This is a genomic window from Ruegeria sp. AP12 (assembly GCF_056540025.1).
Genome location: NZ_JBQFVZ010000005.1, coordinates 235,808 through 251,788 on the forward strand (window position 1 = coordinate 235,808; position 15,981 = coordinate 251,788).

The following is a 15,981-nucleotide window of genomic DNA, read 5'->3' on the forward strand; positions in this document are numbered from 1 at the left end:
TTAACCTAGCACATTTCTGGTAAAGTGTTGAAATCCAGAAGACCAGCAGTGCGAAACGTAAAGAAGAGTTGTTATTCCTTTGGAAATGACTGCTTGCGCGAGAATGGAGTGTTTTTGATTTGGTGGACGCTTTTTTAAGGGTGAAAGACACGTTTTTCGATGCCTACAAGCCGCAAAACTATAATTTTATCAAAGTCCGTAGAACAATGAATACGACGTCAAATTTTGAGAAGAATAACTGCGCAAGGTCACGTTTTGATCCGGTCAACATTACAAGGAAATTGATCGCATGGTGAGCGTTGATTGGGGAATGGTCGGCGCCATTGCGGGCATAGCAGCTTTGGGTTTGACAATCTATGGCCACTTCGTGAGTCGCGCAGATCGCTTACGTCGTGATTTTGAAAGCTTTGAGCGGCGAAACTATTGGGCCAGGCGCTTAAAGGCGCAAGGAGGTTGGCGTCAGCGCTATAAGGCTGCGCTAGAGGCTCGAAAAAATGGGTGGGACTCGTTTTTTGGAGGCCCGACCTTAAGCTTGCCATCTTTTGGCTTCTATCTCTTAGTCGCTACAGTCTACCCAGTTGTTCTGGCGATGGTATGCTATTTAGTCTCAGGACATTCGGATTTTGGAGGCTTACCTCTAATGCCCGAAGCCACTACATTTCCAGAACGTGTTTGGTGGTTGGCTCTCCCATTTTTCATCGCGACTGCAGGCTTTTTTGCTTTTGATGCCATGGACAATTGGTGTTCTGAACAGAGTGGCAGGCTTGGCGCGCTGAGGATACTCCTGCTTCTAACACCCATGCCGGTGATATATTTTGGAACGCCTGCAGTGATGTCCTTGAATTACGGCGCTCCAATTGCGGCTGTTACACTGGTTTACTTCTGGTTTGTATTGTTCACGGTTATCTCTGCTGCGATGTGGGGTTTTCTACAACACCTACCTTACTTTAAGCCGTACCGAGGAGACATAACGGATAATATGGTTCCCTTTATGTTGGGAATTTCTATCACATTACAGCTCTCCATTGCTTATATGCTAGGCTGGATATCTCCGCCAATGCTTCTCTTTTTTGTCCTTTTGCCGGTAGCCAACGCGATCATGGACGCGATCAGCTGGTCAGTTACTCGGGCCTTTGTTGACAGTGCGGCGAAACGAGGCATCACATGGCTGGTCTTTATTGAGGCGGTCTCCGACTTGGCCTTTGCTTTGTTTTGCCTCATCGTTCTTGTTGCGCTAATCGCCAATGTAGTTGCCGTTGGCGAAGTTATGTTTGGGGACACACTAGCGTTCACTTTCAGCGCTCTTTTTGAGAACACAGTCAAAGACCCTTTGGGCGAAGGGCTAATTATCACTGGAATGCTACTGACCACCTTTGTTCCCACCTGCATCCATCTTTGGGACGGATTGCGAGGACTGTTCGCAGCACCGTTGGCAGGCATGAACGAGGTTGGAACTGCGCTGGAGGCTATAGAAGAAGGAAGTGATGTGCTCCCCGATCTGGAAGACCGTGCCATATCCGCCATTCGCGCTTATAGCTGGAGGTTGGTAGTCTGGGGAGTGCTAGCAACGATCATTCTCACATTGCTTGGTGTCGCTGCGTTGTGGGGCGTGCCTGAGTTTACCGCCTTTTTGGCTGAAGTGGCGCAATGCGCTACCGTTTGGCATGGGCAAACTTGCTCTTTGTTTCCCTGAAACGATCCAAGCGATCTTTAAAGCTGGTCCAGCTAGGAATTTTGCATTTGATCCCAGGTTGATTGCCGATGGCTGCGCGCATTTGCACTCATTCCGCTAGATGGTCTGAAACCTTCTTGCATTCTGCCTTGGGAACAATGAACGATATTGAGATGAGCGGGCCTGCCTCCAGTAGAGGAAAACTATGCCTTAGAGAAAAGCCCAAAACCGCTCGAAAAGGCTCACAGTCGCCATTCAAATGTCGCTGATCGCACACCCAATTGAACACGATCAACGACACTTTTGGTCAGAGGTTCGGCCCTACGCCGCCCCGCGTCCCTAATGACCAAGCGCCCTACTGCGAAGGCCCGTTTGGATTGAAGGCCGACAGGCCCTTGAGGATGTCGATGGCATAGGCCAGCTGGTAATCCTCTTCCCGCAGTTCAGCGGTGGCTTCGGCCTTGGCGCGGTCTTCTTCGATCTGGCGGATTTCGTCCTCGCTCAGGCTGTCATTGTCCAGGCTGCCGCGCAGTTCGGCCTCGGAACGGGTGAAGCGGTTTTCCTCTTCCTCCTCGGTTTCGGGCTGCGGGCGCGGTTGTTCGACGATGATGTCGGGGCTGACGCCAAGCGCCTGGATCGAGCGTCCCGACGGCGTGTAATAGCGCGAGGTGGTCAGGCGCATCGCCCCGTCACCCCGCAGCGGCATCACCGTCTGGACCGAGCCTTTGCCAAAGCTCTTGGTGCCGACCACGATGGCGCGGCGGTGATCCTGCAGGGCACCGGCCACGATTTCCGAGGCCGAGGCCGAGCCGCCGTTGATCAGAACAACGATCGGCTTGCCTTCGGCCAGATCACCGGGGGTTGCGTTGAACCGCTCGCCCTCTTCCGGGTTGCGGCCGCGAGTCGAGACGATCTCACCTTCGTTCAGGAACGCGTCCGAGACCCGGATCGCTTGCGTCAGCAAACCTCCGGGGTTGTTGCGCAAATCCAGAACCACGCCATTGACCTTTTCGATGCCACCGGCTTCGGCGATCTGTTCTTCTAGCCCGGCCTGCAGGTTGGGGAAGGTCTGATCGTTAAAGGTGGTCACACGCAGCACCACGCTGGTGCCCTCGGTGCGGGCGCGCACGGCGGTCAGTTTGATCGTGTCGCGGATGATGGTGACATCGAAGGGTTCGGGCTCGCCTTCGCGGACAACGGTGATGATGATCTCGGAGCCCACCGGCCCGCGCATCAGCTCAACGGCCTTGTCCAATGTCAGGCCCAGAATGCTTTCGCCATCCACATGGGTGATGAAATCCCCGGCTTCGATCCCGGCCTCATCCGCTGGCGTGTCATCAATGGGTGAGACAACTTTGACAAAGCCTTCTTCCTGCGTGACTTCGATGCCAAGGCCCCCGAATTCGCCCCGTGTCTGCACGCGCATCTGTTCGGCATCATCGGGGGACAGGTAGCTGGAATGCGGATCCAGCGAGGTCAGCATGCCGTCAATTGCCGCTTCGATCAGTTCCTCGGGTTCGACTTCCTCGACATATTGCGCGCGGATGCGTTCGAAGATGTCACCGAACAGGTCCAGTTGCTGATACACATCGGCCTTCTTTTCGGCCTCTTGCGCCAGCAGCGGGCCTGCAATCTGAGTGGTTGCAATGATGCCTGCCACGGTTCCGGCCAGTCCGGCCATCACAAATTTCTTCATACTCGTTTATCCATCCTTGCTGGTCCGAAACCACGATTCCGGGTCCACGGGGCTGTTGTCTTCTCTTACCTCTATATAGAGCGTTTCTGACCGGTCAGTTCCAGTGCCATCACCAGTTGTTGACAAAATAGCGCCGATTTCCGGGGTTTCACCGGGCATCAGCCCAACCGGTGTGCCTTCGGGGATCACTTGTCCGATGTCGCCATAGACCTCTTGCAAGCCGGAAAAAACAAACAGAAGCCCCGGTTGCGGTTCCAGAATAATCAGGTTTCCAAGGTCCAGCAGCGGGCCGCGATAGCGAATGGTTGCCGCAGTGGGCGCAGTCACCAGCGCGCGGGGCCGTGTGCCCAGGACCAGACCGGGGCGCGTCACGCCCGCCGCGTCTGTTTCGCCTGCCCTGTGCAGAAGAATGCCCTGAACCGGCAGCAATATATCACCCTTGCGACCCGAGACGCTGGCATTGGTGGCCGCAATCTCCCCTTCCGAGATTTCGGACAATCCGCTGGCAAACCCGTCCAGCGTTTCGGTCGACGAGATCAGGATCGCCGTCTTGATCGGATCCTCGACAAAGCGCTGCGGCAGGTCGGTGCGGTCGGCAATCGCCTCGCTCAGACGGGTGCGGGCCGATTGCACACCGGTCAGGCCTTCGGTCAGGGTTTCGGCGGCGTCCTGTTGCAACAGGCGCAGGGTCTGAACCTCTTGCAGGTCTCGCGCCAGCGCTTCGGCCTTGGCGTTCAGGCCCGGTGTGACCTCGGACAGCATCATGCCGGTGCGGGCCGCGCCCAAAGGGCCGGAGGGATGCAGCATCAGAACCGGCGGTGCGGTGGTCTCGATCGTCTGCAACACACCCAGCAGCTGCGCCACATCCTTTTCGCGGGCGCGCAATTCGGCAGACAGCTGCGCCTCACGCGTGGCGGCCATGCGCAAACCGTCGCGCATGGCGGACAGTCCGGCCTCGTAGGCCTGAATCGTCTGGGTCAGGGCGCGTACCCTATCCCGCGCGCTGTCGGCTTCGGTCAGGGAAACCGAGGCCTGTTCCAGCATCTCCGCCGCTGCCAGCGCCGCCTCAGACGGATTGCTTTGGGCCGTCGCCGAACCGGCGAGACACAGCGCGACTGCGACGGCCAGACCTCTCATGACAGCAGGCTTTCCCCGGTCATTTCAGGGGGTTTGGGCAGGTCCATCAGGTCCAGAAGCGTTGGCGCAAGGTCCGACAATCGCCCGCTGCGCAACGCGGCATCTGCGGGGCCACCGACCAGAGCAACCGGCACCGGGTTCAGCGTATGCGCCGTGTGCGGCCCGCCGGTTTCCGGATCGACCATCATTTCGCAATTGCCGTGATCGGCGGTGACGATCATCGCGCCACCGGCGCTGTTCAACGCCTCGACAACCTGTGCCAGACCCTGATCCACCGCCTCGCAAGCCTTGATCGCAGCCTGCAAATCGCCTGTATGCCCAACCATATCCGGGTTGGCGTAATTGGTGACGATCAGGTCATAGCCCGCCTTTATCGCCTCGACGAATTTGGCGGTCACCTCGGCCGAGGACATCTCGGGCTGCAAATCATAGGTCGCCACTTTGGGCGATTTGGGCATGAAGCGGTCTTCGCCTTCCTCGGGCACCTCTTTGCCGCCATTCAGGAAGAAGGTCACATGGGGGTATTTCTCGGTCTCGGCCAGTCGGAACTGGCGCAGACCCTGCTTGGCCACCCATTCGCCCAGCGTGTTCACGATGGCGCGTTTCGGGAACACCGTTGTCATATAATCGTTGTGGCCGTCGGAATACTCGACCATTCCCAGCAAGGCCGACAGCGCCGGGCGTGGGCCGGTATCGAAATCGGCAAAGCCCGGCTCGCCAATGGCGCGCAGGATTTCCCGCGCGCGGTCGGCGCGGAAGTTCAGGCAAAAGAAACCGTCGCCGTCTTTGACACCCTTATAGCCCTCCAGCACCGTCGGGGTGATGAATTCATCCGTCTCGGATTGGTTATAGGCGTGATCGACCGCCCCATGCGCGGAACTGGCCGCGCGTCCCTGTCCTTTGATCATGGCGTTATACGCCTCTGACACGCGCTCCCACCGGTTGTCGCGATCCATGGCAAAGTAGCGCCCGCTGACGGTGACGATGCGCGCGCCTTCGGGCAGGCGATCCTCAAGCTCGGCGATGTACCCAAAAGCCGATTTCGGGGCCACGTCGCGACCGTCTGTCACCGCGTGCAACGCGACCGGCACCCCGGCATCGGTGATTGCCTTGGCCACAGCGACGATGTGATTCACATGGCCATGTACGCCGCCGTCCGAGGCCAGACCCATCAGATGCGCCGTACCACCCGCCGCCTTCACCTTGGCGATAAAATCCTGCAACGTTTCATTGTCGAAGAAGGATCCATCCTCGATGGCAAGATCGATCTGTCCAAGATCCATCGCCACAACCCGGCCCGCGCCGATATTGGTATGGCCAACCTCGGAATTGCCCATCTGCCCGCTGGGCAGACCCACATCCGGGCCGTGGGTGATCAGCGTGGCATGCGGGCCCTGAATGATCGCGTCGAAGGTGGGCGTTTTCGCCAGATAAGGCGCGTTGGCCTGCGTGTCCTCGGACAATCCCCAACCATCGAGAATGCACAGGACTACGGGTTTGGGCGTGGCCATTTTACTCTCCGGTAACTGCTCTTGGCGAACCTTCTACCCGGTGACCGCCGGGGGGTGAACCGCCTTTGAGGCAATTGGCGCAGATTTAATCAACCGCTCATCGGGCACAGAGGCCCGGATTTCCATACCCCAACACGCAGCGAACCTTACGTCACGCCACCTTGCGCCATTGAGGTCGGGCTGCCTAGTCTCGACCACAGGGGAGAGGACAGTCATGCAGCCAGAGATTGCGGTGTTTGCACTGATCTACGTATTCGCGCCTGCCGCGCTGATGCTGTTGGCGCGGCATTGGGCGCTGGCCGGGCGGCTGGGGCCGATTGTGCTGTGCTATATGGGTGGTCTGGCGCTGGGTTTGTCGGGCCTGCAACCCGAACCGGCCCAGCACATCCGCAACAGCGTGATCGAGGCCAGCCTGGGGCTTGCCCTTCCGCTGCTGCTGTTTGGCGTCAATCTGCGCGCCTGGGGTCGGATCGCCGGATCAGCCCTTTTGTCCATGGTGTTGGCCGTGTTGTCGGTAAGTCTTGTTGCTACCGGTCTGTTCTACGCGTTCAACGCAGGCGGCACCGAACAGGCCGAGCAGCTGTCGGGCATGGCCGTCGGCATGTATACTGGCGGGCTGGCCAATATGGGCGCGATCAAGCTCGCGCTGGATATCCCCGAGGGTCGCTATCTGCTGTTTGCCACCGTCGACACCGTTGTTGGCGCAGCCTACCTGCTGTTTGTGCTGACGCTGGCCCCTGTGGTCTTTGGGCGATTCCTGAAGCCCTTTGCCGGAGGCGTTGAAACCAATTCGCCGGAACCGGCCGAGGCCACCCGGCCCAACTGGATCGCACACGGGCTGATTGCGTTGCTTGGGGCCTCGATGTGTGTCGGTGCGGCATTGACCTTGGCCCCTTTCGTCACCTTCGCCGCGCCGCAGGTGATGATCGTCGTTCTGCTGACGACGCTGGGCATTCTGGGGTCCCTGACCCCGTCCTTACGCCAAAACCGGGCCGCGCCGCATATGGGGATGTATCTGCTTTATGTATTTTCGTTCAGCGTTGCGGCCTCGATGGATCTGGCAAAGCTGCGCGACTTGGATCTGGCCGTTCTGGGGTTCGTCCTGATCGCGACCTTTGGCAGTTTTGCCCTGCATGCGCTGCTGGCGCGATTGGCGGGGGTGGATCGGGACACGTTTCTGATCACCTCGGTCGCTGCTGTCATGTCTCCTGCCTTCGTGCCCATGATCTCGCGCAGCCTGCGCAACCCGGCGATCTTGATGTCGGGAATGGCAACCGGCATTCTGGGTTTTGCCATCGGGAACTATCTGGGCATTTCTCTGGCGCTGCTGCTGGCCCAAGGGGGATAGGATATGGACCATCAGAAACTACCGGAAACCGGCCGCCCCGAGGGTGAGATACTGGACCAGCTCAAGTCCTTTGCCGAGGATGACCCGAATTATCGCGATGGCCGGACCTGGAGCCTGGTTTACCATCTGGATAACGACCACGACGCCTTCACCGCCAAGGCCTACAGCGCGTTTTCTTCGGCCAACGGCCTGAACCCTGCCGCGTTTCAAAGCCTGAAACGGATGGAGACCCAGATCATCTCGACCATGGCCGGTCTGCTGCATGGCGGGCCGGACACGTGCGGCGTTGTGACGGCGGGTGGGACGGAAAGCTGCCTGATGGCGGTCAAAACCTATCGCGATATGGCGCGCAAACGGCGCAAGGTGACACGGCCCAACATGATCCTGCCCAAGACGGCGCATGTGGCATGGTTCAAGGCAGCGGAATATTTCGGGGTCAAGGCGCGCCTGCTGCCAATGGCACCGGATTATGCGACCGACATTTCCCGGCTGAAGCGAATGATCAACGCGGGCACGGTCATGATCCTGGGTTCAGCCCCGGAATACCCGCATGGCACCATCGACCCGATTGCCGAAATGGGGGCGATTGCGCAGTCCAAAGGCATCCCGCTGCATATCGACGCCTGCGTCGGCGGGCTGATCCTGCCGTTCATGGAGCGGAACGGGGTTGACCTGCCCGACTGGGATTTCCGGGTTCCGGGCGTCACCTCGATCTCGGCCGACCTGCACAAATATGGCTATGCGGCCAAGGGGGCCTCGACCATCCTCTATCGCGATCTGGACCTGCTGAAACACCAGATGTTCATCTGTCAGGACTGGCCCGGCGGAGTCTTCGCCTCTCCCGCTCTGCTGGGCACCCGACCGGGCGGAGCCTATGCTGCCGCATGGGCGGTGATGCAAAAGCTGGGGGTCGAGGGCTATTGTCGGCTGGCCAAAGACACGACCGAGGCGGTCGAAAAGCTGAAAGCAGGCATCACAGCGATCGACGGGCTGCGCATTCTTGGCAACCCGCAGGGGCCGTTGCTGGCTTATGGGTCAAGCGACCCAAAGCTGAACATCTACGCCGTTGCGGATCAGTTGGAGCGGGCGGGTTGGAACATCAACCGGGTGCAAAACCCCGATGGCATCCACTGCATGGTCACCGCCAAACACCTGCATGTAACGGATGAATACCTGGCTGATCTGGCGCAGGCCGTCGCCACCGTGCGCGCCAATCCCGAACTTGCCAAGACCGGCGGGGCGGCAACCTATGGCATGATGGCCCATGTCCCCCTGCGCGGAATGGTCAAATCCAAAGTGCTGGATGTGTTTGCCGAGATGTATCGCGCGGGCGGCGGCGGGTTGCATCTGGACGATGGCAAAGCACCGAACCTGCTGGAACGCAGCATGGCGCGCTATGTGCAATGGAAAGCGCGGCGCAGCTAGTCTTTCAGGTAGGTTTTGTAGGGTTTTGCCTTGCGGTTGCGGTACTTGATCGTCAGGTCCAGAGGCATCTCGTTTTCGTCGTAAACCCCCAAGACAATCCCCCTGCCCCGGCTTTTGCTCCGCATCTCGATCAGTTGCTGTTCCGACCGGGTGGTGCGCTGCGACGGGCGGCGGGACCAGGCGAACAGATGCTCGTACATCTCGGCGATCACCTCGGCATGATCGGTACTGTCGCCCAGATCGATCAGTTCCTGCGGGTCGTTTTCCAGATCGAACAGGATGGGGCGATGGCCGCCCTCGCAATGGATCAGTTTCCAGCGCTTGTTGGCGACCATGAACATCACTGCATCCCGGACCGAAGCATTCAGACGCTCGGCAATGGGTGAGGCGGAATAATCGTATTCGCAGATCACCACATCCCGTGGCACCTCTTGCACCTGCCCATGCAGGATTGGCAGCAGGGAATGACCTTCGAGGATATGGTTGGCCACTTCCCCTCCGGCCACATCGACGAAAGTAGGCGCTAGGTCGATGGACTCGACCAGCGCGTCACAGACCGTACCGCGCGTGGCGTCGGCCTCGGGCGAGGGGTCGTAGATGATCAACGGCATCTTGGTCGAGGCATCGTGGAAGAAGGTTTTCTCACCCATCCAGTGATCGCCCAGAAAATCCCCGTGATCCGAGGTGAGAACGATCATCGTATCGTCCATCCGCCCGGTCTGTTCCATCCAGTCGAACAGGCGGCCCATCTGGTCGTCGGCCTGCTTGATCAGGCCCATATAGGCGGGGATCACGGCCTCGCGGACCTCCTGACGAGAAAAGGTCTGGCCGATCTTGGTGTCCATGAATGCCTTGAGCACCGGATGCGCGTTCTGGCGTTCTACCTCGGATCGCACAACGGGCAGCACATGTTCGGGGCCGTACATCGAGGCATAGGGTTCCGCCACGATGTAGGGCCAATGGGGTTTGATAAAGCTCAGATGGCAACACCACGGGCCGTCATGGGTTTCCATGAACTCCATGCCGCGCCCGGTCAGATAAGGCGTTTCGCTATCCTCTTCGGCGATATTCGCGGGCTCAGTTGCGTTCTTGAGGAACCAGCCGGACAGAACGTTGCCCTCAGCATCCAACCCGGAATTGGCGAAGTCGTGCCATGGGTTATCGCTCTCGTACCCTTTGGCAGTCAGATACTTGTTGTATTCCTTCGCGCCGTCCGGGTCGTAATAGCCATCTGGCCCCTCGGGCAACATTCCGTCGTCTCGCTCGAAAACATCAAAGCCGCATTCGGCCACGCGGGCCCCGATCAGGCTGTCAGGTTCCAGCCCCAGCCGAGCCATGCCTTCGGCGTCGGCGCGCATATGGGTCTTGCCGACAAGGTAACAATCCATACCGGCCTTGCGCAGATGGTCGCCCATCGTGATCTCGCCCACTTTCAGCGGAATGCCGTTCCACGACGCGCCGTGGGAATGCACGTAGCGCCCGGTATAGGTAGACATGCGGGAACTGCCGCAGATTGGCGACTGGATATAGGCCCGGTCAAAACGCACACCACGGGCGGCCAATCGATCAATGTTCGGAGTGTGCAGATGCGGATGCCCGTAACAGCTCAGATAATCCCAGCGCAGCTGGTCGAACATGATGAACAGGATGTTTCTGGCTTTGGCCACGCGCGCCTCCCGACTGGTTCGGGGGCTATCTAGCCAGTTCCAACGGCGCTGCGCAAATGCAGATCAGGACTGACGTTCCATCTGTTCCAGCATCTTCTTGGCGCGCTTGCACTGAAGCTGATCGCGCAGGGGGCTGTTCGGGTCTACATCCTTTTGGCAGACCACGCATTTATCCGCGCCCGAGATCGCGTTCAGACCACCGCAGCTGCCCTTGATGGTCTTACCCATCAGCATCACACCCAGCGACATGCCGACCATGACCAGAGACAGAAGAATAAAGGCCAGAATGAAGGTGCTCATGTCGGTTCCTACCGGTCAGTTGGTTCCCAAGGCGTCTTTGAACGCGCTGCTGTGGACGGTTATATAGGCATCGTCGCCGCCTGTCACATCGCGCGAGATGAAATACACGGCAAGTTTATGCTGTTCGGCCAGTTCCAGACCCTTTTCCTGCCCCAGCGCCAGCATGGCAGTCGCCCAGGCATCGGCCATCATCGCGTTTTCGGCCAGAACCGTGACCGAGGTCGTGCGATGCGTGATCGGACGCCCTGTGGTCGGGTCGATGATATGCGAATAGCGCACGCCATCCTGCTCGAAGAAGTTCTTGTAATCGCCCGAGCTGGCCATGCCGCGATCATCCAGCGACACAATCAACTGCACGCTCTGCGATCCGGCCTCGGGCTTTTCGATACCGATCCGCCAGGCCTCGCCCTGATCGTTCTGGCCTTTGGTCACCAGATCGCCGCCGATTTCGACCAGATAGTCCTCGATCCCCGCATCCTGCAGGGTTTCGGCCACCGCATCGATGCCATAGCCCTTGGCAATCGCTGACAGGTTGATCCCGACAGACGGATCAGATTTCGCCAACGTGCCAGCCGAGGCATCCAGCGTCAAAAGTCGCGCCTGCCCCACACCATTCAGGGCGGCCTGAATATCGGCATCCGATGGCACCGGATCCTCGGGCTTGCGCGGGCCAAAGCCCCAAAGCTCGATCAGCGGGCCCAGTGTGACGTCGAAAGTACCGCCGGTTTTCTCATGCACATCATTTGCCGCCGCCAAGACCAACGCGAATTCGTCAGAGATCGCCACCGGGTCGGTGCTGGTTGAGGCCGAGAAGGTCGAAACCTCGGAATTCGGGTCCCAGTTCGACATCTTGGCGTTGACCTCGGCCAGTGCCTGTTCGACCGATGCGGCCAGCGCGGCCTCGTCCAGATCCTCGCCAATTGCGGTGATGTTGAAGGTCGTACCCATCGTCTCGCCCGACAGGCGCACCACGTCGGGTTCCTTGTCGAACAGGCAGCCGGTCAGAAAGGTTGCAAGGGCCAGTGCAGACAACAGACGCATGGATCGGTCTCCGGGGAAAATCAGTGCCCGGCATATGCCAGCGCCCCCTGTCAGAGTCAAACCGGCTTCACAGCTTCAGCGGCAAAAAGCCCAGCACCAAAAGGCCGATCCCCGCCGGAAGCCCGAACAGCCACGCGCGTTTCTGCCAACCCTCGGGCTGTTGTTTCCACGCCATTCGGAAATTGTGGCCGCAGACGACCACCGCAAAGAAGATCAGCGCCGCGATGGGGGGTGTCAGGTACAGATCGCTCACAAGGTCAGACTCCGGGTTTTCGCCGATCAGGGCATTTGCACCCTATACAGGCCATTTAGCTGCGCTAAGGTAAAAGGGAAAGACACTGCAAGAACCAAGAAGGAGATTGCCTATGGCCCCAACCTCTTACCAGGCACCGATGCGCGGCGATAAAGACAAAAAGACGACGCACAGCCAAACGACGGGGTCCAATCTGGCGCAGTCACAGACGACCGTGGCCAAACTGCTTGAGGGCAAGGGCGACTCGGTGTTTTCAGTGCGCCCGAACGAGACGATCCATTCCGTGGTCAACACCCTGAAAGAAAAGCGGATCGGGGCTGTTCTGGTAACCGATCAGAACGGCGCGCTACAGGGGATCCTGTCGGAACGCGACATCGTGCGCCGGATGGCAGACACGCCCGGCCAGACCCTGCCGCAATCGGTCGAGGATCTGATGACGCGCGAGGTCAAGACCTGCTCGCCCGATGATCCGTTGAACGAAGTTCTGAAAACCATGACCGAAGGCCGGTTCCGTCACATGCCGGTCCTGCGCGACGGCAACCTGTGCGGCGTGATCACCATCGGCGACGTGGTGCATTTCCGCCTGAAAGAACTGGAATACGAAGCGCTGCGCATGAAGCAGATGATTGTGGGCTAGGTCGAGGTAAACCGCACCCCGCCCCTGAATATCTCAGCCGCCGTCAGGCGGCTGCTTGAATAGGCCCCGGTATCGATTGAGACAACCCCGTTCTGCGCCCGCGCGTGGGCGACAATCGTGTGCCCGTGCACAACCCATTGCCCGTCCTGTCTGGCCTGAACCCGGAACATCGGATGCCCCCACAGGCAAATCTGGCGCAATTGCGCGTCCAGCGCCTTGCGCGGGTCCAAAGCGGCGTGGACAACCGTGACATTCCCGCTGGTCCAGCTGAGCGGGCGGTTTGACAGCCAGCTCAGCAACTCATTCCCCATGGCTTGCCGCAGTTCTTCGGCCACAGCAACGGCCTGTTCTCCTTCTGTCACCTCGGCACCGCCTGACACTCCGAACGAGTTCAGCGTCTCAACGCCGCCGTTTTGCTGCCAAAGGTGACCCACACGCTTTGGGTCTTCGACAAAGCGCAACAGCATCTCTTCGTGATTGCCCAGCAAACAGATGATCCGCCCGCCCGAGGATTCGCTGAGGTGGTGCAGGTGATGCAGAACCTGTGCGCTGCTGTCGCCGCGATCCACGTAGTCGCCGACAAACACCCATGGACACGTATCATCCAGACGAGGCAGTAGATCCTGTAACAGGTCCAGCCGCCCGTGAATGTCCCCGATCGCGATGAACCGCTCCTCGGGCGCGATTTCCGGCGCGTCAACCTCTGCGGTCTGCGCGTCACCCTGCCCGAACAACCCTTTGATCCAGTTCCTAACCATCACAGTCTTTCACTACCCGGCCTGATGCGTTCGGACAATCGGCAATTCCGGGCCATGGCACGATGTTGACCAATCCGGTTGCAGATTTGCTATGACGGATAAAAGGGAGATTCTACTTGACCTTGCAGCAAGGAGAGTATCCCTGATGCCTAGGGTTTTATTGTGTTCGAGGGTTTTATGAAGCGAGTTTTGATTACCGGTACAGCGGGTTTCATCGGGTTCCATCTGGCCAAGCTGCTGCTGTCAGAAGGGTTCCGCGTGCATGGTTATGACGGGATGACCGACTATTACGACGTCACCCTGAAACAGCGCCGCCATCAGATGCTGATGCAGACGCCGGGCTTCACTGCGACCGAGGCCATGCTGGAAGACCACGACCAACTGATGAAAATCGCCGATGAGTTTCAGCCCGAAGTCATCGTGCACCTCGCCGCCCAGGCCGGTGTCCGCTACAGCCTGGAAGAGCCGCGCAGCTACATAAACTCCAATGTTGTCGGCACCTTCAACGTGATGGAGGTCGCGCGTGTGCATAAGGTCGATCACCTGCTGATGGCCTCGACCTCGTCGGTCTATGGCGCGAATGAGGATATGCCCTTTACCGAGGTCGAAAAGGCCGACACGCAGCTGACCATCTACTCGGCCACCAAAAAGGCGAATGAGGCGATGGGCCATTCCTACGCGCATCTGTGGGACCTGCCGACCACCATGTTCCGCTTTTTCACCGTCTATGGCACCTGGGGACGGCCCGATCTGGCGCTTTATAAATTTGTTGATGCGATTCTGGATGATCGTCCGATCGACATCTACAACCATGGTGACATGTATCGCGACTTCACAAATGTGAACGATCTTGTCCGTGGCATCCGATTGTTGATCGATGTGCCTCCGGTCCGGCCCGCCAGCGCGGATGAGATCGAGGACGGCGACAGCCTGTCCCCGGTTGCGCCCTATCGGGTCGTCAATATCGGCAATGGCGACAAGGTGCGCCTGATGGACTTCGTGGAAGCCATCGAAGAGGCGGTGGGCAAAGAGGCGATCCGCAATTACATGCCGATGCAGATGGGCGATGTTCCCGCCACTTGGGCCAATACGGACCTGCTGCAACGCCTGACCGGTTACCGCCCGCAAACCGATTTCAAGGATGGAATCGCCCGCTTTGTCGAGTGGTTCCGAGAATATCACGGCAAATAAGGGACAAAGCTTGATGCTGGACACAAACCCGGATGCCCGCAAGATCGCTGTTATTGGGCTGGGCTATGTCGGCCTGCCGCTGGCCGTGGCCTTTGGCAAGATCGGTCCGGTCGTCGGCTTTGACATCAACCAGCCGCGCATCGACGCTTTGCGCGGCGGCAATGATGCCACGCAAGAGGTCGAGCCCGAAGATCTTGCCGCCGCCTCAGGGCTGAGCTTTACCACCAACGTCTCGGATCTGGCCGACTGTGACACCTATATCGTCACCGTGCCCACCCCGATTACACCGGGCAAACGGCCGGACCTGTCGCCTTTGCTGGCAGCGTCCGAAACGGTGGGCGGGGTTCTGAAACCCGGCGATCTGGTGATCTACGAATCCACTGTCTATCCCGGCGCGACCGAGGAAGACTGTGTGCCGGTGCTGGAACGCGCCTCGGGCCTGCGGTTCAACGCCGATTTCTATGCAGGCTACAGCCCTGAACGGATCAATCCCGGCGACAAGACCCATCGGATTGCGGATATCTGCAAAGTCACCTCGGGCTCGACCCCCGACGTGGCAGATCTGGTCGATGCGCTTTACGCGCGGATCATCACCGCCGGAACCCACAAGGCCGAGAGCATCCGCGTGGCCGAGGCCGCAAAGGTCATCGAGAACACGCAACGTGATCTGAACATTGCCTTGGTGAACGAACTTGCGATGATCTTCGGCCGGATGGAAATCGATACCGAGGCCGTTCTGCGTGCCGCAGGCACCAAGTGGAACTTTCTGCCCTTCCGCCCCGGTCTGGTCGGTGGGCATTGTATCGGCATCGACCCCTATTACTTGACCCACAAGGCCGAGGCGGTGGGGCACCACCCTCAGATCATCCTCGCCGGGCGGCGCCTGAATGACGGGATGGGCGGTTATGTGGTGTCGCAACTGATCAAGCGGATGACGCGCGACGGTATCAATGTCGGCGCAGCGCGGGTTCTGGTGCTGGGGCTGACCTTCAAGGAAAACTGCCCGGACCTGCGCAATACACGCGTGGTTGATATTATTGAGGAACTGCAAAGCTATGGCGTCAGCGTCGATGTGCACGACCCGCATGCCGACCCGGCAGCCGCGCAGGCGGAATATGGTCTGTCCCTGATCGATACGCCACAGGACGGGGCCTATGATGGCGTCATTCTGGCCGTCGCGCATGAAGAATACAAAACGCTCGATCCGGGCCAATTCCGCGCCTATGGCAAAGCGCAAAGCATCGTCTATGACATCAAATCCTGCCTGCCGCGTGAGGCCAGCGATCTGAGGCTATAGGCCTAAACCCGACAAGCCTTGGGGGCCTCAAGCCCCCAAGCTTGCAAA

Annotated in this window: 14 protein-coding genes; 6 read left to right on the forward strand and 8 right to left on the reverse strand. The window is 59.1% G+C overall.

Going from position 1 to position 15,981, the window contains the following annotated elements; translation table 11 throughout:
- The first annotated feature begins 289 nt into the window (after nt 1–289).
- A complete protein-coding gene (locus ACR0E6_RS15185; RefSeq protein ID WP_480584847.1) occupies nt 290–1,693 on the forward strand; it encodes a hypothetical protein in 1,404 nt (467 codons plus the stop codon).
- 334 nt (nt 1,694–2,027) lie between these two features.
- On the opposite strand, the gene ACR0E6_RS15190 is transcribed toward ACR0E6_RS15185, so the two are convergent.
- From ACR0E6_RS15190 to gpmI, 3 genes are read right to left on the reverse strand one after another with little or no spacing between them, the layout of a single operon-like run.
- Complete coding sequence (locus tag ACR0E6_RS15190) at nt 2,028–3,368, reverse strand: S41 family peptidase (protein ID WP_170522571.1); 1,341 nt, start codon at nt 3,366–3,368, stop codon at nt 2,028–2,030.
- Nucleotides 3,369–3,374: 6 nt separating this feature from the next.
- Nucleotides 3,375–4,505: a peptidase M23 gene (locus ACR0E6_RS15195; RefSeq protein ID WP_170453902.1), complete on the reverse strand. Its 1,131-nt coding sequence runs from the start codon at nt 4,503–4,505 to the stop codon at nt 3,375–3,377.
- Nucleotides 4,502–6,016 carry a 2,3-bisphosphoglycerate-independent phosphoglycerate mutase gene (gpmI, locus tag ACR0E6_RS15200; RefSeq protein WP_480584851.1) on the reverse strand — a complete coding sequence of 505 codons (1,515 nt, stop codon included), beginning with the start codon at nt 6,014–6,016 and terminating at the stop codon, nt 4,502–4,504. Before gpmI ends, ACR0E6_RS15195 begins: the two co-directional genes overlap by 4 nt.
- Nucleotides 6,017–6,230: 214 nt before the next feature.
- Here gpmI and ACR0E6_RS15205 point away from each other — a divergent pair, with 214 nt between their 5' ends.
- The gene (locus tag ACR0E6_RS15205; protein WP_480584854.1) at nt 6,231–7,364 is read left to right on the forward strand and encodes a DUF819 family protein; all 1,134 of its coding nucleotides are present in this window, start codon (nt 6,231–6,233) and stop codon (nt 7,362–7,364) included.
- Nucleotides 7,365–7,367: 3 nt separating this feature from the next.
- On the forward strand, nt 7,368–8,789 hold the full coding sequence (locus ACR0E6_RS15210; protein WP_480584856.1) for a pyridoxal phosphate-dependent decarboxylase family protein: 1,422 nt from the start codon (nt 7,368–7,370) through the stop codon (nt 8,787–8,789).
- On the opposite strand, the gene ACR0E6_RS15215 is transcribed toward ACR0E6_RS15210, so the two are convergent.
- From ACR0E6_RS15215 to ACR0E6_RS15230, 4 genes are all read right to left on the reverse strand, one after another.
- The gene (locus tag ACR0E6_RS15215) at nt 8,786–10,426 is read right to left on the reverse strand and encodes a sulfatase-like hydrolase/transferase (RefSeq protein ID WP_480584983.1); all 1,641 of its coding nucleotides are present in this window, start codon (nt 10,424–10,426) and stop codon (nt 8,786–8,788) included. The two genes, ACR0E6_RS15210 and ACR0E6_RS15215, sit on opposite strands and share 4 nt — an antisense overlap.
- A 93-nt stretch (nt 10,427–10,519) precedes the next feature.
- Nucleotides 10,520–10,756, reverse strand: coding sequence for a (Na+)-NQR maturation NqrM (gene nqrM, locus ACR0E6_RS15220; RefSeq protein ID WP_170453907.1), 237 nt, complete (start codon nt 10,754–10,756; stop codon nt 10,520–10,522).
- A 15-nt stretch (nt 10,757–10,771) separates the two neighbouring features.
- Nucleotides 10,772–11,797, reverse strand: coding sequence for an FAD:protein FMN transferase (locus ACR0E6_RS15225; protein ID WP_170522556.1), 1,026 nt, complete (start codon nt 11,795–11,797; stop codon nt 10,772–10,774).
- 67 nt (nt 11,798–11,864) lie between these two features.
- On the reverse strand, nt 11,865–12,050 hold the full coding sequence (locus tag ACR0E6_RS15230; RefSeq protein ID WP_170453909.1) for a hypothetical protein: 186 nt from the start codon (nt 12,048–12,050) through the stop codon (nt 11,865–11,867).
- Between the two features lie 112 nt (nt 12,051–12,162).
- On the opposite strand from ACR0E6_RS15230, the gene ACR0E6_RS15235 reads away from it, so the two are divergent.
- Nucleotides 12,163–12,687 (forward strand): CBS domain-containing protein, encoded by a 525-nt coding sequence (locus ACR0E6_RS15235; RefSeq protein WP_170453910.1) that lies wholly within the window; start codon nt 12,163–12,165, stop codon nt 12,685–12,687.
- Here ACR0E6_RS15235 and ACR0E6_RS15240 read toward each other — a convergent pair.
- A complete protein-coding gene (locus ACR0E6_RS15240) occupies nt 12,684–13,445 on the reverse strand; it encodes a metallophosphoesterase (protein ID WP_170632533.1) in 762 nt (253 codons plus the stop codon). The two genes, ACR0E6_RS15235 and ACR0E6_RS15240, sit on opposite strands and share 4 nt — an antisense overlap.
- A gap of 177 nt (nt 13,446–13,622) precedes the next feature.
- Between ACR0E6_RS15240 and ACR0E6_RS15245 the strand changes: the two genes are divergently transcribed.
- Both ACR0E6_RS15245 and tviB read left to right on the forward strand, forming a co-directional pair.
- Entirely contained in the window at nt 13,623–14,636 is a 1,014-nt protein-coding gene (locus ACR0E6_RS15245) for a GDP-mannose 4,6-dehydratase (protein WP_170453911.1), read from the forward strand.
- A gap of 13 nt (nt 14,637–14,649) precedes the next feature.
- A complete protein-coding gene (gene tviB, locus ACR0E6_RS15250; RefSeq protein ID WP_480584862.1) occupies nt 14,650–15,933 on the forward strand; it encodes a Vi polysaccharide biosynthesis UDP-N-acetylglucosamine C-6 dehydrogenase TviB in 1,284 nt (427 codons plus the stop codon).
- Nucleotides 15,934–15,981 lie beyond the last annotated feature (48 nt).